The organism is Bacillus sp. C1 (assembly GCF_054570475.1).
In genome coordinates, this window is sequence record NZ_JBTMZT010000001.1 from 91,193 (window position 1) to 110,368 (window position 19,176).

Here is a 19,176-nt window from a genome sequence, read left to right on the forward strand (position 1 = left end):
ACTATTATTGGGATTGGAGATAAATAGTATAACGCATTCAAGGGGGATAACATATTATGACTCGTGTGGCAATTAATGGATTTGGACGTATTGGGAGAATGGTATTTCGTCAAGCTATAAAAGAAAGCGCATTCGAAATTGTAGCCATCAATGCGAGCTATCCATCAGAAACATTAGCACACTTAATCAAGTATGATACAGTTCATGGCAAGTTTGACGGGACAGTGGAAGCATTTGAAGATCATTTACTAGTGGATGGGAAAATGATTCGCCTTCTAAACAACCGCGATCCAAAAGAATTGCCTTGGAAAGAACTAGGTGTTGAAGTTGTGATCGAAGCAACTGGTAAATTTAATGCAAAAGAAAAAGCGATTCTTCACGTAGAAGCTGGGGCGAAAAAAGTTATTTTAACAGCACCTGGTAAAGATGAAGATATAACAGTTGTAGTTGGTGTGAACGAAAAACAATTAGATATTACAAAGCATGTTGTTATTTCAAATGCATCGTGCACAACAAACTGTTTAGCACCTGTTGTTAAAGTGTTAGATGAGCAGTTCGGAATTGAAAACGGTTTAATGACAACTGTTCATGCTTATACAAATGACCAAAAAAATATTGATAACCCACATAAAGATTTACGAAGAGCACGTGCTTGTGGACAGTCTATTATTCCGACAACAACTGGTGCTGCAAAAGCATTAGCGAAAGTTCTTCCGCACTTAAACGGGAAACTTCATGGAATGGCACTTCGTGTTCCAACACCAAACGTGTCTCTTGTTGACTTAGTAGTAGATGTAAAACGTGATGTAACAGTTGAAGACATTAATGAAGCGTTTAAAACTGCTGCAACTGGTGCAATGAACGGAATTATCGAGTTCAGCGAAGAACCTTTAGTTTCTATTGACTTTAATACAAATACACATTCCGCTATCATTGATGGTTTATCTACAATGGTAATGGGCGAACGTAAAGTAAAAGTACTAGCTTGGTATGATAACGAGTGGGGTTACTCTCGCCGTGTTGTAGATCTTGTGACGTTAGTTGTTAATGAATTAGCGAAGCAAGAAAACGTACAACATATTTAAGTGGAATGGAGGAAGGCAAGCGATTGCTTGTCTTCTTTTTATTTTTTTCTGAAAAGAAAAAATTATAGAAGTATATTTTTAAAGCGGATACATACCTAGAAGCATTGTGATTACTGTATTTTTGAATCTGTTATTTTTTTTGAAGAAAAGTAAAGAAGAGAATGTGACAGAAAAACGAAAAAACTGTTGTTGCAAAATGAAAATAAACAAAGTATACTAACACTCGTAAACTTAAGAGCTGAGGTACGTAGTCACTACTTAAAGGGTTAGGACCTCTCTGGACTAACTTTCCCCCGTGGTAGTGGAGCAAGCCAAATTGCAAATTAGTTTTCAATTCGAACAGTTAGATTAAATTTACAAGGGGGAACTGTAGAATGGATACTATGGACACGATGGGCCGTCACGTAATCGCTGAACTTTGGGATTGCGATTTTGACAAGCTCAATGATATGCCGTTTATTGAACAATTATTTGTGGATGCAGCACTAAGAGCTGGTGCTGAAGTACGTGAGGTTGCTTTTCATAAGTTTGCACCGCAGGGTGTAAGCGGAGTGGTAATTATTTCGGAATCACACTTAACAATTCATAGCTTTCCAGAGCACGGCTATGCAAGTATTGATGTTTATACTTGCGGGGATCGTATTGATCCGAATGTTGCTGCCGAGTATATTGCAGAAGGTTTAAATGCGAAAACTCGCGAGAGCATCGAGCTTCCTCGAGGCACAGGTAGCTTCGAAATTAAACATAGAGAAACAAAAGCTCTTTAAAAAAGAACATAATTGATTTAAAATGTAAAGAGGTGTATAATGCACCTCTTTTTTAGTTTATATAAGATGAGATTTCCACGGTGAGGGAACTGTACAAATTAGAATTTTACCCCGATTGGTGAGGGTTGATTAAAGTTTCAATTTATGCAGAACTGAATCTTTTGTCTCATTATGTTACAGTAAAATGAGTGAAAGTGATGAATCAGTACGGAGTTACAGTGGTAAGCGTAGATAAATAGGTTATATAATGTTGTATATATTTTCACGTGTAGGTGGAGTAAGAAGAATAAAGATTAAATTACAAGGGAGTGAATGAGTTGCGTTGTCCATCCTGTTTTCATAATGGTACAAGAGTATTGGATTCACGTCCAGTAGATGAGGGGCGCTCCATTCGAAGAAGAAGAGAGTGTGAAAGTTGTTTAAATCGATTTACGACATTTGAGCGAGTAGAAGAACCGCCACTTATTGTTGTAAAAAAAGAAGGAACAAGAGAAGAGTTTAATAAAGAAAAGATTTTACGTGGATTAATTAAAGCGTGTGAAAAAAGACCTGTATCGTTAAAGCAATTAGAAGAAGTAACACAAAATGTAGAACGTGAACTTCGAAATTTAGGGATATCAGAAGTGAAAAGCGATATGATCGGCGAAATTGTAATGGAAGCACTTCGAGATATTGATGATGTTGCTTATGTACGATTTGCTTCTGTATACCGTCAATTTAAAGATTTAAATGTATTCATTGAAGAATTAAAAGATATACTGCAAAAAGAACGAGAATAAAGGGAAACTTTGAGCCTACAAATAGTGGGGAAAGAGCTAGAAGCATATGCTATTAGCTCTTTTTCACTAAGGAGTTACATATGTATACTGGGCGAAAGGAAGGAATTGCAAGGATGGAAAAACAGTCATGGATGGAGCTACTCCCGATTGATCGTTATAAAGTAAGTGCAAAAGGATTGCTGCATAGTTACGATCGGAAGGTATTAACGATGTTATATCAACCATTAGTGGGTAGCAAGGCTTTTAGCTTATACATGACGCTGTGGGGAGAGCTAGAGCAGGATCGCGTATTTGGAAAAGAGAATACACATCACTCTCTTATGGTGACAATGCAAATGCAGCTTCCTGAAGTGTATGAAGAACGTGTGAAATTAGAAGCAATTGGGCTGTTAAACGTATATATAAAAAAAGAAAAAGATATTCGAATGTTTATATACGAGCTAGCGCCGCCGTTATCGCCAAAACAATTTTTTGATGATATCGTCTTGAGTATCTTTTTGTATAATCGATTGAGCCGTGCAAAATATAATCAAGTTAAGCAATATTTTTTAGAAGAAGCATTTGATTTTTCATCTTATGAAAATGTTACGCATTCTTTCAATAATGTATTTGGGTCTTTTAATCCAGGCCAATTTGAACATGCGCAAGAGGAACTTCGGATTCCAAGTAGCGCAGTTATGCCTGGCAATGCAAAGGGAACTGCTCCTGCTCTTTGGAACGATTTCTTTGATTTTTCTTTATTTGTAGAAGGATTATCAGCTCTTGTGCCGCGAAAAGCGATTACGGATCAAGTACGTGAATGTGTAGTTACACTCTCTTACGTGTATGGTGTGGATGTGCTTTCAATGCAAAATATTGTACTTGGTGCAATGACAGAACTGCAAACGATTGATATGGAAAGGCTTCGCAAAGGGGCGCGTGATTGGTATCAATTTGAAAATGGTCAAGCGCTCCCTATATTAAGTGAACGAGTGCAGCCTCATTCTGCACGTACGATGAAAGAGAAAGAGCCGTCTACACAAGAAGAGATGCTGATGAAACAGCTAGAAGAGATTTCACCAAAACAATTGTTAAAAGAAATCTCAGGCGGTGCAGAAGCGACAAAAGCAGACTTGCAAATTGTAGAAGAAGTAATGATGAATCAAAAACTAACGCCAGGTGTTGTCAATGTACTTATTTATTATGTCATGCTGCGTTCAGATATGAAGCTCTCCAAATCCTATGTTGAGAAAATCGCGGGACATTGGGCTCGAAAAAAAGTTGGGACCGTATCAGAAGCGATGGCATTGGCGAAAGAAGAGAATCGTCAATACCAAGAGTGGGCTGAAACGAAGAAAAAAGGTCGTACGCCAAAGAAAACAGTGCGGAAAGAAATGGTGCCAGATTGGCTTAAGGAAGAAACGAAAGAACAAACGAAAGAATTAGAAAAAAATGATGTGAGTGTGGCAGAAAACCCGAGCAAGCTAGAAGACGAACGAAAGAGATTGGAAGAAGAGTTAAAAAAATATAAGCGTGATTAATAAAGGAGAATGAACGCTCTTTGAGGTGAAAGAATGGAGCATATTCAAAATTCATTTGCAAAGTTGATGCAAAATGAGAATTTTAAAAATAGATATGAAGTGTTAAAAGCTGAAGTTATGGCGCACCCGCGTGTGAAAGAGTTTATTGAAGAACATAAAGGTGAAGTCACGACTTCTATGATAGAACGAAGTCTTGTGAAACTGTATGAATATATTGGACAAAGTGTTGGTTGCGGGGATTGTCCGAATTTAGAATCATGTAAAAATATGATTCAAGGATATGAGCCGAAACTAATTATTCAAGGTAAGATGATTGATATTCAATATGATCGTTGCGTAAGAAAAGTGGCTTATGATGAAAGAAAGAAACAAGAGAAGCTTATTCAAAGTGTATATATGCCCAAAGATATATTACAGGCATCTATGTCTTCTCTTGATTTATCTGATAGAAATCGCTTCGAAGCAATCCGTGCTGCGAATGAATTTTTAAGTGAGTATGAACCGGGTAAAAAAGTGCAGGCTTTGTATTTCCATGGACCGTTTGGTGTTGGGAAAACATTCGTGTTAGGAGCAATTGCAAACGAATTAGCGCAGCGGAAAGTTAGTTCCATGATTGTGTACTTACCTGAGTTTTTGCGTGAAATTAAAAGCTCACTGCAAAATAATACGATTAGCGAAAAGATTGATGCAGTAAAGTATGTACCAGTCTTAATGCTAGACGATATTGGAGCAGAAGCGATGTCGAGCTTTGTTCGTGATGATGTCCTCGGTGCAATTTTACAATTCCGTATGCTTGAAAATTTACCGACGTTCTTTACATCGAACTTTGATTTTAAACAGCTAGAACATCATTTAACGTATACACAGCGCGGAGAAGAAGAAGAAATGAAAGCGGCACGTATTATGGAGCGTATTAAATATTTAGCAAAACCAGTTGCGATTGGCGGGAAAAACCGTCGTCATACGTAAAGAGTGAGCATTTGGCTTGCTCTTTTTTTGTAGCTTTTCTTTCATATATGTTTGAAATTTCATACGAGCTTGTATCATTTTTTTTCTAGTCCCTTAATATATATAAAATTAGCAAGGATTATATAGTGAAGCTTTCGTGGATAGGGAGAAGTTATTTCTACTTAGAGCCTAGCTTTCACTTATAGGGCTTGAAAGAAAGCGGCCTTGTAGAGCGGGATAAAAGGGGGGGCAAGAGTGATTGAAATCTGCTTCGAAGAAAAAAATGATGCTATGCACGTATATCAGCAATTAATAAAGAGAACGGAAAAACAATATAAAGAAACAAGTATTTATTTATATGAACAAAAGGTAACCATTCATATTCCGATATGCGAATCGAATTATATTGAAGAAGTTTTAATACCGGTACTTCTTTATTTTATTGTCCATATAAAACAAAGTGAATGGATTCATACCATTTTAAAAGACAAGTTTTTTTATGAAGAACAAGAAGAATGCCATCAAATCTTACATATGGCATACGCTATTTTAAATGGACAACAAAAGGGAGTTGCTCGGGAGTTAACACGTAATCAAATGGAAGCTCGTATTATGTCTTCTTTAAAAGGGTGGCTTTGTGATCCACTTTCATTTTCTTTTTCCTCTTACACTCGTTTTCGCCTTCGTACATATAGGGAGATGGTGCATCGCCTTGTGGAAGTGGCGATTGATGAATATAAAATGGAACAAGAATACCAAATGTTTATCGAAATGCTACGGCAACAGGTGGGCAGTCGTAAATCACGGTTATCTTGTATCCATCTTGTATTTGATGAAAGCTTTATTTTTTATGATGAAAAAGGAATGCGTTTAAAAGAAGAGAAATTGGTTCAATATATAGATGAGGAGTTACTAACGAAGCAGAGTGTATACATTGATACGAAGGTAATTGCGCCGCTTCTTTCTATTGCACCGAGAATGATTTATTTGTATACGAAAGAGCAAGATCATAATATGATTGTTACCCTTCAAAATGTATTTCAAGAACGAGTTCAATTATGTGCACTGCATGAATTTGAACATAACATGAAAAATTTTAAAAATAAGGGGAACGCCCTTGATTTTCTAAGTTTTTGAGCATATAATTACCTACATAAATGAAATATATTGAAATGTCACGATGAGGACATGGGTAATTTACTACGATTCTCAGAGAGGGAAGCCTTAGGGTGTGAGCTTCCTAGTACGAGTATATTGCTTACCACCTCTAAACTGTAGCAGTGAACGTTTTTCTAGTAATTGCTAACGGACAACACCGTTATGTTGAACTTGAGCAATTAACAATTTAGTTAATTGGAACAAGGGTGGAACCACGAATTCAACACTCGTCCCTTTTTACGGGATGAGTGTTTTTTATTTTGAGAAAAAAAGGAGTGACCAGTGATGGCAGATGTAGTTAAAATTACTTTCCCTGATGGAGCTGTAAAGGAGTTTCCAAAAGGAACAACAACTGAAGAAATCGCAGCTTCTATTAGCCCAGGCTTAAAGAAAAAAGCTGTAGCTGGAAAATTAAATGATGAGATGATCGATCTTCGTACACCAATTGAAGAAGATGGTGCAGTTTCAATCATTACATTAGATTCTGAAGATGGCTTATACATTTTACGCCATTCAACAGCTCATCTTTTAGCACAAGCGTTAAAACGTTTATATAAAGATGTGAAGCTTGGTATTGGGCCAGTAATCGAAAATGGTTTCTATTACGACATTGATATGGAAGAAGCAATTACGGTTGAAGACTTCCCGAAAATTGAAAAAGAAATGCAAAAAATCGTGAATGAGAACTTAGAAATCGTTCGTCATGAAGTGCCACGTGCAGAAGCGCTTCGTCGTTATGAAGAAATCGGTGATGAGCTGAAATTAGAACTTATTAACGATCTTCCGGAAGAAGCGGTTATCTCTATTTATGAACAAGGCGAATTCTTCGACCTTTGCCGTGGAGTTCACCTTCCATCTACTGGAAAAATTAAAGTGTTTAAATTATTAAGCGTTGCAGGTGCTTACTGGCGCGGTGATAGTAACAATAAAATGTTACAACGCATTTACGGTACTGCATTCGTGAAAAAAGCAGGATTAGATGAACACCTTCGTATGCTTGAAGAAGCGAAAGAACGTGATCACCGTAAACTAGGTAAAGAGTTAAAACTATTTACAAATAGCCAAAAAGTAGGACAAGGTTTACCACTTTGGTTACCAAAAGGTGCAACAATCCGCCGTATTATTGAGCGTTATATTGTTGATAAAGAAGCAAGTTTAGGATATGACCATGTGTATACTCCGGTGCTAGGAAGCAGAGAGCTTTACGAAACTTCTGGTCACTGGAATCACTACCAAGATGGTATGTTCCCATCAATGCAAATGGACAATGAAGAATTAGTGCTTCGTCCAATGAATTGCCCACACCACATGATGGTGTATAGAAACGATATTCATAGTTACCGTGAATTACCAATTCGTATTGCGGAACTTGGAACAATGCACCGTTATGAAATGTCTGGTGCACTATCTGGATTGCAACGTGTTCGCGGAATGACTTTAAACGATGCGCACATTTTCGTTCGTCCAGATCAAATTAAAGAAGAGTTAAAACGCGTTGTAAACTTAACATTAGAAGTATACAAAGATTTCGGCCTAGAAGATTATTCATTCCGCTTATCTTACCGTGATCCAGAAGATACTGAAAAGTATTTTGATGACGATCAAATGTGGGAAAAAGCACAATCAATGTTAAAAGAAGCGATGGATGAAATGGGTCTTGATTACTATGAAGCTGAAGGTGAAGCAGCATTCTACGGTCCGAAACTTGACGTTCAAGTTCGTACTGCACTTGGAAAAGACGAAACACTTTCAACTGTACAATTAGACTTCTTACTTCCAGAACGCTTTGAGTTAACTTACGTTGGTGAAGATGGTAAACCTCATCGCCCAGTTGTAATTCACCGCGGTGTTGTATCAACTATGGAACGTTTCGTTGCCTTCTTAATCGAAGAATATAAAGGTGCATTCCCAACATGGTTAGCTCCAGTTCAAGTACAAGTAATCCCAGTTTCTCCGCAAGTGCATTTAGACTATGCGAAGAAAGTACAGGAAGACTTACAACGTGCTGGTATCCGTGTTGAAGTGGATACTCGTGAAGAGAAAATTGGTTACAAAATCCGTGAAGCACAGATGCAAAAAATTCCGTACATGCTTGTAGTAGGTGACAATGAAGTTGCTGAAAATGGTGTAAACGTACGTAAATATGGTGAACAAAAATCAGAAACAATCGCATTAGACGCGTTTGTTGATATGATTAAAGTAGAAGGAAAACGTTAAGAATGAGCCGCGGCATGCCGCGGCTTTCTTGTATATATAAATACGAATTGAAAAAATGACAGAAAACCATTCTTTTTAGATGGATGAGAGCATCCGGCCATGGATAGAAGTGGTCAGTGCCTTTTTTAGCCCATTCCATGTGAAAACAGAAGGAGAAAATGAGTGCAAATCAAATTTTATTCTTCGTAGCGGTAACGTATACGTCAAAAAATAAAAAAGGATTTACGTGGGAAAAATAACCAAACAATACTTCTCGTAAAAAAGTATTGCATGTATTCGTGTTGTTTGTTACAATATTTCTTGTTGTTAGTAAAACGCGTCGTCTTGACAGACGTTATGTCCTATGGTAAACTCATCAAGGATAATAGAATATTGTTTTGTAGAACAAGTAGAAGCACCCGCTTCTCACCTGATTGACGCATATGCAGTTAGCAGGTAAATGTATTTCTTACTAAAGATATTACAAGTGTGGGTGTTCGTACGCCCGCACTTTTTTTGTTCGGGTTCTACGATCGCAAAACGTATTCTGAGAAAACCTTGGAGGTGGCTTACTATTAGCAAGGATATGATGATTAACGAGCAAATTCGTGCACGTGAAGTACGTTTAGTTGGTGCAAATGGTGATCAACTTGGCATCAAGTCTCGTAATGACGCTTTAGACTTAGCTGCAAATCTTAATCTTGACTTAGTATTGGTTGCTCCAAATGCGAAACCGCCAGTATGCCGCATTATGGACTACGGTAAATTCCGCTTTGAGCAACAGAAGAAAGAAAAAGAGCAGCGCAAAAATCAAAAAGTAATCAGCATGAAAGAAGTTCGTTTAAGTCCTACAATTGATGAACATGACTTTAACACAAAACTTCGTAATGCTATCAAGTTTTTAGAGAAAGGCGACAAGGTTAAAGCGTCAATTCGCTTTAAAGGACGTGCCATTACTCATAAAGAAATCGGTCAACGTGTTTTAGATCGCTTCTCAGAAGCTTGTGCTGAAGTTAGTACAATTGAATCTAAGCCTAAAATGGAAGGACGTAGTATGTTCTTAGTTTTAGCACCGAAAAACGATAAGTAATAGATAGAGGAGGAAATACCTATGCCTAAACAAAAAACTCATCGCGGCGCTGCAAAGCGTTTCAAAAAAACTGGATCTGGTAAACTTAAGCGTTCACACGCTTACACAAGCCATTTATTCGCTAACAAATCTACAAAAGCTAAACGTAAACTACGTAAAGCTGGTGTAGTAAGCGCTGGTGACTTCAAACGCATTCGTCAAATGCTTGACAACTTAAAATAAGTTCGGCTGATATATAGAACAAATAGGAGGTAATATTATGCCAAGAGTAAAAGGTGGTACGGTTACTCGTAAACGTCGTAAAAAAGTTATAAAATTAGCAAAAGGTTACTACGGTTCTAAAAATACATTATTTAAGGTTGCTAACCAACAGGTTATGAAATCTTTACTATATGCATTCCGTGACCGTCGTCAAAAGAAACGTGACTTCCGTAAATTATGGATCACTCGTATCAACGCAGCTGCTCGTATGAATGGTCTTTCTTACAGCCGTTTAATGCACGGTTTAAAAGTTGCTGGTATCGAAGTTAACCGCAAGATGCTTGCTGACTTAGCTGTTCATGACGAAAAAGCTTTCGCTGAATTAGCAACAGTTGCAAAAAACAACTTAAACTAATTACTCAAAAACCTTAGAAGATTTTTCTTCTAAGGTTTTTTTATCAATTGTTTTTTCAACTAGAACAAGAAAGAATTTTTTATTGTGAAATAAGATATTTTTCTTTGAATATTGGGCTCAATTCACTCCATACATCAAATTTATTATCATCTAAATCATAAAAAAAACAAAATTTCTACCAGTGTGACCCCTGTTTTCGATTTCCTCAACTCGTAATTTTCTCGATAAAATCGCTATGGATTGCTTCTAGAGCATGTAATCCATTCACTTCAAATGTAATAGAAAAACGCTCTTCACCGTAAATATCATAAAAATTTGAGTTTTGATTTTCTTTAGATTTAACAAGAAAAATATTTTGGTTCGCAAAGTTAAGAATGGCTTTGCCTGCATCTTTATAACAGAATTCTGCACCTAAGTTGTTTATGTACCGTTTGGAAGAAATTTCTATATTCATTACAGGGATATAAGTAGTACCTATTCTTAATAATGTATTGTTTATTTGATTACCTCCTTTTAATATATTCCTTTTTTTAACAATTAATCAGTCGTAATATAAATTCCTTCTTCAACCAACTAACTGTTAGTTGTCATTTAATACCATCCATTCTTTTTTATAATACGGAATAATTTTTTGTTTGATTCAAACATCACCAGAGTTAATGAGTAGAGGCCATTTTTAAGTAGGAAAGGGTAATTACTCATTCTTAGATTAGGTGATTCATTTATACCCTTCATTACAGGGAATAAATAAAGAAAGGAATCTTTCCTAGCAGAAGCGACACTGCTATAATGGAAAGATGATATAGAAGTTTCATCAGATGTAGATAATGTTTAGATGATTTAGGGACAAGCTATTTTATAAGGGATTAGGAAGTTAACTGTATAGATAGGTAGGATTTTTAAAGCTTTAAATATGAGATAAAGCAACATTGTTTTTATGCGATGTTGGAGGAGGAATAGAATGGATTTATTACAACTATTTAAATTACAAAAAGAATTAGACGATCGTATTGTAAAAGAGCATGATCTACAACCGAAGAAATTACTGAAAGAAAAAATGTTAGCACTTCTTGTTGAAATTGGAGAACTTGCAAATGAAACACGTTGCTTTAAATATTGGAGTAAAAAACCAGCAGCTGAGCGTGAAGTTATACTTGAAGAATATGTAGACGGTTTGCATTTTATTTTATCGATTGGAATTGACTTAGGGATTGATAAAAACTTCTTGTTTTATAAATGTGCGCAAACGAATAAAACACAAGTTGAAATTTTCTTAGACACATATGCGAAAGTCATTCGTTTTACGGACCAGCCGTCTATTACAAATTATATTGAACTATTCACAAGCTATCTTCGTCTTGGACAAGCTCTTGATTTTGGGCAAGAAGAAATTGAAAAGGCGTATTTAAATAAAAACGAAGTAAACCATCAGCGTCAAACACAAGGATATTGACTTAATTTTTGAATATTACAACTTGTTTTTGTATAATGAAGTGACTGAAGAAAAAGGAGATATTGACAATGACAAAATTAGACGCGACATTGACAATGTTAAAAGAATTAACAGATGCACGGGGGATCGCAGGGAACGAACGCGAGCCACGTGAAGTAATGAAAAAATATATCGAACCGTTTGCAGATGAACTTTCTACAGATAATTTAGGAAGTTTAGTTGCGAAAAAAGTAGGGGAAGAAAACGGTCCGAAAATTATGGTAGCTGGTCATTTAGATGAAGTTGGTTTCATGATTACCCAAATTGATGACAAAGGTTTTCTTCGTTTTCAAACAGTTGGTGGCTGGTGGTCACAAGTTATGCTGGCACAGCGCGTAACAATTGTAACGCGTAAAGGTGATGTAACAGGTGTAATTGGTTCGAAACCACCGCATATTTTACCAGCGGAAGTTCGTAAAAAACCGGTGGAAATTAAGGATATGTTCATTGATATCGGTGCTTCTAGCAAAGAAGAAGCAATGGAATGGGGCGTACGACCAGGAGATCAAGTTGTACCATATTTTGAATTCCAAGTGATGAAAAACGAAAAGATGCTGCTTGCAAAAGCATGGGATAACCGCATTGGTTGTGCTATTGCAATTGACGTATTAAAACAATTAAAAGATGAAAAGCATCCAAACGTTGTATACGGTGTTGGGACTGTGCAAGAAGAAGTAGGTCTTCGTGGTGCAAAGACATCTGCACATTATATTAAACCGGATATCGCGTTTGCGGTAGATGTTGGTATTGCTGGTGATACACCGGGAGTAACAGAAAAAGAAGCACAAAGTAAAATGGGTGATGGACCACAAATCATTTTATATGATGCATCTGTAATTGGACATACCGGTCTTCGTAATTTCGTTGTTGACGTTGCGGATGAATTACAGATTCCATATCAATATGATTCTGTAGCTGGAGGTGGAACTGACGCAGGGGCAATCCACGTTTCTGTAAATGGTATTCCGTCTATGGCAATTACGATTGCAACTCGTTACATTCACTCCCATGCAGCAATGTTACATCGTGATGACTATGAAAATGCAGTGAAGTTAATTGTAGAAGTCATTAAACGTCTGGATAAAGAGGCTGTACATAATATTACATTTAACTAATAAAAAAAGCGAAGAGATGTCTTCGCTTTTTTTATATTTCAAAAGGCTTTTCTAATCCAGCTGCAGCGTGGGCTCCTAAAATAATTAACCTCGTTAGTTGCATTGCCATAAAGTGAGGCGAGTAAACCATACCTTTTTTTAACCACGATATAATCATGCCAAGATGAGCGCCTGTTACATAACTAATCAGGATATCGCGCGGAATCATGAGTTCTTCATCATTTGGCTGTGAAATGGATAAGCTTGACGTTAAATGTGTTTGAATTGTTTTCATCATTTTATAAAAAAAGTTTCCGGCTGCTTTTTCGCTAAGCATGACGTCATAGAAAGTAGCGTTTTCAGCAATGTGCTCAAATAGGGCTAGAAAGGTTGGGTGAGGGGAGTTAAATGCAAGCTGAAAATCTTCCTTATTATTCCTTTTTGGCTTGATTATTTCGGTGAGCTTTACTAACATTTCCTCGATACTTTTATCTAATAAGTCATATTTATCATGATAATGACTATAAAAAGTAGCGCGGTTCACTGGAGCACGCTCAGCGATATGCTGCACAGTTACATTATCAAATCCTTTTTCGCCTACTAAAGCGACAAAAGCATCCTGTATTAATTGCCTCGTTCGTTTTACACGCGGATCGTTTGTATTTTTAATAGACATTTTATTTCTCCTTGCTGAATTTTCATTACTTAAACAACAAATAGATGACAAAATGTTGGATAACCAACATATATGCTCAAATTGTCGGTTGTAGATTCAAAATAATTATTTATAATTATAAACGATATTCCTTTAGAAAACAGCACCGCTCGCATGTAGACAAAATATGGTTTGCATCGCAAATGGTGTGATTTTTTTGTTTGAAAGTTAATATACTTAATAATTAAACAATATAAACAAAAGGAATAAAAATAGTTTAGAAAAAAATTATATGCGATATAAGGAGAGGAAAGCAATGAATCAATTTCGAAGAATGGTGATTATTAATATTATCACATTAATTGTATTAGTTGGCGGCGGTATCGGCGGTTATTACTATTACAACCAAGCTGAGAACTATTTAAAAACAGACAATGCAAAAATTGATGGGAAAGTCATCCCAGTTGCATCACCAGTAGCAGGTAAATTAACAGAATGGAAGGCAGAAGTAGGAAAGAGCTACAACGAAAATGATAAGTTAGGTGCTGTTTCTGCACAAGGAGCAAACGGTGAGCAAACGGTAGATGTAACAATTCCGCAAAATGCAACGGTTGTTCAATCAAATGCAACGAAAAATGCATTTGTTGGGGCAGGTAGCCCAATTGCTTATGCATATGACATGAACGATTTATGGGTAACTGCAAACATTGAAGAAACAGAAGTTGATGATGTACAAAAAGGTCAAGAAGTAGATGTATATGTAGATGCATATCCTGATACAACGTTAACAGGGAAAGTAGAACAAGTTGGACTAACAACAGCAAATACGTTCTCTATGTTACCATCAAGCAATGCAACAGCTAACTATACAAAAGTGACACAAGTTGTACCAGTTAAAGTTTCTTTAGATCATAGTAAATCAGTAAATATTGTTCCTGGAATGAATGTGACAGTTCGTATTCATAAGTAAGGGGGAAAGATAAAATGTCCTCAACTTTAATAGTAGGATATGCATTATTTTGTATAATCGTCTTCTTCCTTGTCAATCGTCTTTTAAGAAAGAAAAAAACGAACGCGGGAGAAGAACAAGTCCCAGCGGTAAGTAAGATCGAAACAAAACAAGAATCTTCTAGTATAGCCGAATTAGAAACACCGGAACTTGAAAAAGAAGCACCGAAAAAACAATTACCGACAGCGAATGTGAATGTAAAAGCAGTCGTAACAGTATTAATTCTCGGTATGTTCGTTTCTATTTTAAACCAAACGATCATTAATGTTGCGTTGCCTCCATTAATGAATGAATTTAACGTATCGACTTCAACAGCACAATGGTTAATTACAGGATTCATGCTTGTAAACGGAATTTTAGTACCAATTAGTGCATTTTTAGTTTCGAGGTTTACGTATCGAAAATTATTCGTCGCAGCAATGTTATTCTTCACTGTAGGGTCTATTATTTGTGCTACATCTGGAAACTTCACTATGATGATGACAGGTCGCGTCATTCAAGCGGTTGGGGCAGGTATTTTAATGCCAATTGGTATGAATATCTTCATGACGCTATTCCCGCCACATAAGCGCGGAGCCGCGATGGGATTACTAGGGGTAGCGATGATTTTAGCGCCAGCTATCGGACCGACTATAACAGGTTGGGTAATTGAAAACTATAGCTGGAATGTAATGTTCTATGCGATGTTTATTATTGGTTTACTTATCACATTATTATCATTAAAATTCTTTACACTTACTCAGCCCGTTTCGAAAACGAAGCTAGATATGTTTGGTGTGATTAGTTCAAGTATCGGACTAGGAAGCTTACTGTACGGATTTAGTGAAGCAGGAAATAATAGCTGGAGCAGTGCAGAAGTTGTTATTTCACTCATCGTTGGTGTAATTGGTTTAGCGTTATTTATTTGGAGAGAGTTAACAACAGATAATAAAATGCTTGATTTACAAGTATTTAAATATCCGGTATTTACTTTCACTTTATTAATTAACGCAATCGTAACGATGGCCTTATTCGGAGGTATGTTATTACTTCCAGTATACTTGCAAAATATTCGCGGGTTTACGCCGATTGAATCAGGTCTATTGCTTCTTCCAGGATCATTAATTATGGGGATGATGGGACCGATTGCAGGGAAGTTATTTGATAAGTATGGCATTCGTCCATTAGCAATCGTTGGATTAGCGATTACGACATATGCGACATATGAATTTACAAAGTTATCAATGGATACACCATATAGCGTAATTATGACGGATTATATTATACGTTCAATTGGTATGTCATTCATTATGATGCCAATTATGACGGCTGGTATGAATGCATTGCCAATGAAATTAATTTCTCACGGTACAGCAACGCAAAATACGTCAAGACAAGTAGCTGGTTCCATTGGTACAGCGATCTTAATTACCATTATGACGCAGCAGACAACAAATCACGTTGCAGATTACGGAAATATGCTAACGCAGACAAATCCAATTTTAGTTGATAAAGTGCACGGAATGGGACAAAGTTTAGCAGCTGTGGCCGGATCAGCACAAGCTGGAGATGCGATGAGCACGCAGTTATTACTCGGACAAATTACAAAGTTATCTTCAATTAACGGTATTAATGATGCATTCTTAATCGCAACAGCATTAGCTGGTATCGCTTGGGTGTTATCATTATTCTTACCATCAGGCAATAAGCCGAATAAAAAAGCAGGGAATTAAATTTCTCTGCTTTTTTTGTATTTTTGATAATAAAATATAAAGGTATAGTATTATTGGTTCAATTTTTGGAAAGCTAGTATTGGGTATTATATACGGCATAGTATTTGGTATTTGCTTCTATACAATCTTTAGAAGAAAGAATGAGCGTGTCGATTGAAGGTAAAGGAATAGCATGAAATGGAAAAAGTCCTGTAGAATTAGATGGTATACAGGGCTTTTGCATATTACATTGTGATGTAATGAAAGATTAATTAGGCATGGACATCATTTGATGAATACTCCCCCACTTAACTTCGTTTGAAGTAGGGGTTTCTAACGTATCGAATATTGCTGAACGCTTAACGTTAGTGGAGTTGACACAGTGGTGTGCTATGAACACCCAACCCCTCTATCCCATTAGTCTCGCTTTTGGGACTTCGTATGAGCCTACTGCAAGATTCCTAAGAATCATCAACGCGTCTTCGGCTACTTCTTAGGCTTGAACATTTTACGTAGTAGAGCCATTATGTACCTACTACAACCTGATATGTTCAGTTTTCAAAGTACAATTTGTACTCAAAGATATCTTATCATGAAAAAAATGTTTTGTTACACAAAAACCGAAATTCACCCCGCTACTTATTTCTGAGCTTCACTCCTCGCGAAATTGAAGTAGGGGTACTCTTTCGGTAAAATCTGATAGAAAAACACCTCCAACTAGTCGTTATATCTACATACGACAGTAGGGGTGTTTTATTGGGTCACTCTATATTTTACAAGAAGAGGTTTATTTTTAGTGGTGCTATAAATTTTGATAGAAAGGAGGGAGTTTGAAGATTTATCTAGAACGGTATGAATGATGCATTCTTAATCGCAACAGCATTAGCAGGTATTGCTTGGATCGGTTCTCCAGATTCCTTTAGTCGCGCTTTTAAGAACCTCCATGGGGTCACTCCAGCGGAAGCGCGTAGTAACGGGATCGAATGAAAGGATTTTCTGAGAATTTCCGTTCAAATTACGATTAAGGGGGATGAAGAAATGGAGTATAGAATTGAAGGATTAGATTTTGAGATTGAGATTGTAGGAGTGAAACAAACGGTCGTCACAAAGAATGCCTCAAGTATCATTCCGGCATTATGGGAAGATGCGAATCAGAATGGATTACTAAAGCGATTTATAGACATGTCATGGGAACAGCCACAATGCAAATTGGAAGGGATTTTAGGCGTATGCGGAAAACAAGCTACAATTACAGATGAAGAGTTTGATTATGTTATGGGTTGCCGTTATGAAGGAGAACTTCCTACCGATATGGAGAAAATTGTGATACCGAAAAGTACGTGGGCTGTTTTCCCGAATGCTTCTTCTGCTTGGGAGCGTCTATACAAAGAATGGTTACCGACTTCCGGATATGAGCTAGCAGATCTTCCTTGTATTGAAAACTATTTAGCACCTGATAGAGAGCCAAGTAGTGAGCTTTGGGTTTCTATACTTAAGAATGAATAGGTTTTAGGAATAGGATAATTATGTCGGTTAGTATTAGTTATCTCTTTTTAGTATTTGAAGTTGTTTTTAACTAAAAAAGTATCGCCACGTAGCGATACTTTTTTTACATTGCAAACGCAAACGCATTATTCATAATATGAAATAACATAGCCGGAATGATTGAATTTGTTCGCTTGTATAAAATTGCCATGAAGAGCCCCATCAGAAAAGCTCCAACCATAACGCCAAGTGAATAGGTATGAGAGATACCAAAAATAAAACTTGATGCAATGGCTGCAATCCAAAATGGAAAGCGTTCCAAGAAGAAACGAAGGATGATACCTCGGAAAATGATTTCTTCAAAGATTGGAATAAAAATGGCAGATCCAATAATTAATAAAAATTGATATTGTTTTAGAACATCTAAGTGTAAAGCAGATGATTGTTGCGTTGTTGCATCGGGAAATAGAGGGATTAAAATAAATGCATTTAAAACGATATTTAATATAAAAAAAAGAAGTAAGTATACGTAAGTATTTAAATTTGTAAGTGCTTTGAAATTGAAAGCAGTTGATAATAACTTTTTCGCTGGTTCATACTTATAGATGAATAACAATAAAATGAGTAATTCTAAGAAAGTATGTGCAGTATTTCCAAGTGATTCATATAGAGCCACTGTCTTTTTGTTTGTCACGCCTTCGCTGTAAAGTGCCAGTGGCAATAGTATAAATCCCCCACTTATTAGTCCTGTTCCAAAAAAGGTAAATAGAGCCGAACTAATAAATTGTCCCCATGACATGGAGTATGGTTTCTGATCATATGTAAGTTGTGTAGTTGGTTCCATATATCGGATTCTCCCTTTTATTTATATATATAATTATACATATGAAATACAAAACTGTCATTTCTGAATATTACATATATATGTATGTTGGGTTAATTGTTAGTAAGAAATATTTGAGTTTTGATAGAAATAGCTGATAAGGAAACGAATGAATAAGTGTAGAGCGTATGAGAAAGGAGGAGACATATGGAAATTACAGAAAAAAATGTTGTACAAGAATTAAGAAAGCGAAATGAAAAAGCGCTATATGTCGTCATTGACCAGTACGGCGGGCTTATAAAAAGTATTGTTAGAAAACATTTATCCCTTTTAGAAGATGTACAGGAAGAATGTATGGATGATATATTGCTAGCAATTTGGGAGCATATTGAAAAGTTTGATGGAGAAAAAAATACGTTAAAAAACTGGATTGCAGCCATCTCAAAATATAAATCGATTGATTATGCGAGAAAATATGCCAAATTAGTAAATCAAAAAGGTTTAGATCAGATGGGCGAAATCGTAGAAAAAAATAGTATACCGGAAGATGTAGTGAGTATTGAAATGGAGAATATGTTAAGTCATTTAAATAAGCAAGATAAAGAAATTTTCATGAAACGTTATGTAGAAGAAGATAGCGTAGAAGAGATTGCTAATGACATGGGTATGAAGCATTCTGTCATATATAACCGCTTATCAAGAGGGAGACAGAAGTTAAGGACATTATTTTTACATAACCGATTGAAATAACAAAGAAGTGAGGTGAAG

At 36.4% G+C, this 19,176-nt stretch carries 19 protein-coding genes, 1 pseudogene and 2 other annotated features; of the genes and pseudogenes, 17 read left to right on the forward strand and 3 right to left on the reverse strand.

The window, feature by feature from the left end:
- The first annotated feature begins 56 nt into the window (after positions 1–56).
- The 10 genes from ACX5JI_RS00480 to rplT all read left to right on the forward strand — a co-directional run bounded on the left by ACX5JI_RS00480 (position 57) and on the right by rplT (position 10,159).
- Entirely contained in the window at positions 57–1,085 is a 1,029-nt protein-coding gene (locus ACX5JI_RS00480; RefSeq protein ID WP_459499166.1) for a glyceraldehyde-3-phosphate dehydrogenase, read from the forward strand.
- A 383-nt stretch (positions 1,086–1,468) separates the two neighbouring features.
- Positions 1,469–1,852, forward strand: coding sequence for an adenosylmethionine decarboxylase (gene speD, locus ACX5JI_RS00485; protein ID WP_006096185.1), 384 nt, complete (start codon positions 1,469–1,471; stop codon positions 1,850–1,852).
- A 317-nt stretch (positions 1,853–2,169) separates the two neighbouring features.
- Positions 2,170–2,631 (forward strand): transcriptional regulator NrdR, encoded by a 462-nt coding sequence (gene nrdR, locus ACX5JI_RS00490; RefSeq protein WP_012095725.1) that lies wholly within the window; start codon positions 2,170–2,172, stop codon positions 2,629–2,631.
- 113 nt (positions 2,632–2,744) lie between these two features.
- Positions 2,745–4,151, forward strand: a complete 1,407-nt coding sequence (locus tag ACX5JI_RS00495; RefSeq protein WP_459500245.1) for a replication initiation and membrane attachment family protein — start codon at positions 2,745–2,747, stop codon at positions 4,149–4,151.
- 33 nt (positions 4,152–4,184) lie between these two features.
- Complete coding sequence (gene dnaI, locus ACX5JI_RS00500; protein WP_459499167.1) at positions 4,185–5,120, forward strand: primosomal protein DnaI; 936 nt, start codon at positions 4,185–4,187, stop codon at positions 5,118–5,120.
- 234 nt (positions 5,121–5,354) lie between these two features.
- Positions 5,355–6,236: a putative sporulation protein YtxC gene (gene ytxC / locus ACX5JI_RS00505; protein WP_459499168.1), complete on the forward strand. Its 882-nt coding sequence runs from the start codon at positions 5,355–5,357 to the stop codon at positions 6,234–6,236.
- 31 nt (positions 6,237–6,267) lie between these two features.
- Positions 6,268–6,495 (forward strand) — a binding site (T-box leader).
- A gap of 47 nt (positions 6,496–6,542) precedes the next feature.
- Positions 6,543–8,474 carry a threonine--tRNA ligase gene (thrS, locus tag ACX5JI_RS00510; protein ID WP_459499169.1) on the forward strand — a complete coding sequence of 644 codons (1,932 nt, stop codon included), beginning with the start codon at positions 6,543–6,545 and terminating at the stop codon, positions 8,472–8,474.
- A 380-nt stretch (positions 8,475–8,854) separates the two neighbouring features.
- Positions 8,855–8,976: a sequence feature (ribosomal protein L20 leader region), on the forward strand.
- Positions 8,977–9,039: 63 nt separating this feature from the next.
- A complete protein-coding gene (gene infC / locus ACX5JI_RS00515) occupies positions 9,040–9,543 on the forward strand; it encodes a translation initiation factor IF-3 (RefSeq protein WP_000973214.1) in 504 nt (167 codons plus the stop codon).
- A 21-nt stretch (positions 9,544–9,564) separates the two neighbouring features.
- Positions 9,565–9,765, forward strand: a complete 201-nt coding sequence (gene rpmI / locus ACX5JI_RS00520; protein ID WP_001125945.1) for a 50S ribosomal protein L35 — start codon at positions 9,565–9,567, stop codon at positions 9,763–9,765.
- A gap of 37 nt (positions 9,766–9,802) precedes the next feature.
- Entirely contained in the window at positions 9,803–10,159 is a 357-nt protein-coding gene (gene rplT, locus ACX5JI_RS00525) for a 50S ribosomal protein L20 (RefSeq protein ID WP_459499171.1), read from the forward strand.
- A 79-nt stretch (positions 10,160–10,238) separates the two neighbouring features.
- Here rplT and ACX5JI_RS00530 read toward each other — a convergent pair.
- A pseudogene (locus ACX5JI_RS00530) lies at positions 10,239–10,658 on the reverse strand (VOC family protein).
- 462 nt (positions 10,659–11,120) lie between these two features.
- Between ACX5JI_RS00530 and ACX5JI_RS00535 the strand changes: the two are divergent.
- Positions 11,121–11,612, forward strand: a complete 492-nt coding sequence (locus tag ACX5JI_RS00535) for a dUTP diphosphatase (RefSeq protein ID WP_459499172.1) — start codon at positions 11,121–11,123, stop codon at positions 11,610–11,612.
- A 68-nt stretch (positions 11,613–11,680) separates the two neighbouring features.
- Positions 11,681–12,766, forward strand: coding sequence for a M42 family metallopeptidase (locus ACX5JI_RS00540; protein WP_459499173.1), 1,086 nt, complete (start codon positions 11,681–11,683; stop codon positions 12,764–12,766).
- A 31-nt stretch (positions 12,767–12,797) separates the two neighbouring features.
- Here ACX5JI_RS00540 and ACX5JI_RS00545 read toward each other — a convergent pair whose 3' ends face one another.
- A complete protein-coding gene (locus ACX5JI_RS00545; protein WP_459499174.1) occupies positions 12,798–13,421 on the reverse strand; it encodes a TetR/AcrR family transcriptional regulator in 624 nt (207 codons plus the stop codon).
- Positions 13,422–13,716: 295 nt separating this feature from the next.
- On the opposite strand from ACX5JI_RS00545, the gene ACX5JI_RS00550 reads away from it, so the two are divergent.
- From ACX5JI_RS00550 to ACX5JI_RS00565, 4 genes are all read left to right on the forward strand, one after another.
- Positions 13,717–14,370: an HlyD family secretion protein gene (locus ACX5JI_RS00550; protein WP_459499175.1), complete on the forward strand. Its 654-nt coding sequence runs from the start codon at positions 13,717–13,719 to the stop codon at positions 14,368–14,370.
- 14 nt (positions 14,371–14,384) lie between these two features.
- Positions 14,385–16,121: a DHA2 family efflux MFS transporter permease subunit gene (locus tag ACX5JI_RS00555; protein ID WP_459499176.1), complete on the forward strand. Its 1,737-nt coding sequence runs from the start codon at positions 14,385–14,387 to the stop codon at positions 16,119–16,121.
- An 831-nt stretch (positions 16,122–16,952) separates the two neighbouring features.
- A complete protein-coding gene (locus ACX5JI_RS00560) occupies positions 16,953–17,087 on the forward strand; it encodes a helix-turn-helix transcriptional regulator (protein WP_459499177.1) in 135 nt (44 codons plus the stop codon).
- Between the two features lie 51 nt (positions 17,088–17,138).
- Positions 17,139–17,606, forward strand: coding sequence for a GyrI-like domain-containing protein (locus ACX5JI_RS00565; RefSeq protein WP_459499178.1), 468 nt, complete (start codon positions 17,139–17,141; stop codon positions 17,604–17,606).
- 103 nt (positions 17,607–17,709) lie between these two features.
- Here the strand turns inward: ACX5JI_RS00565 and ACX5JI_RS00570 are convergent, their stop codons facing one another.
- Positions 17,710–18,429, reverse strand: a complete 720-nt coding sequence (locus ACX5JI_RS00570; RefSeq protein WP_459499179.1) for a CPBP family intramembrane glutamic endopeptidase — start codon at positions 18,427–18,429, stop codon at positions 17,710–17,712.
- Between the two features lie 186 nt (positions 18,430–18,615).
- On the opposite strand from ACX5JI_RS00570, the gene ACX5JI_RS00575 reads away from it, so the two are divergent.
- The gene (locus ACX5JI_RS00575) at positions 18,616–19,158 is read left to right on the forward strand and encodes a sigma-70 family RNA polymerase sigma factor (protein ID WP_459499180.1); all 543 of its coding nucleotides are present in this window, start codon (positions 18,616–18,618) and stop codon (positions 19,156–19,158) included.
- The last annotated feature ends 18 nt before the right edge of the window (positions 19,159–19,176 follow it).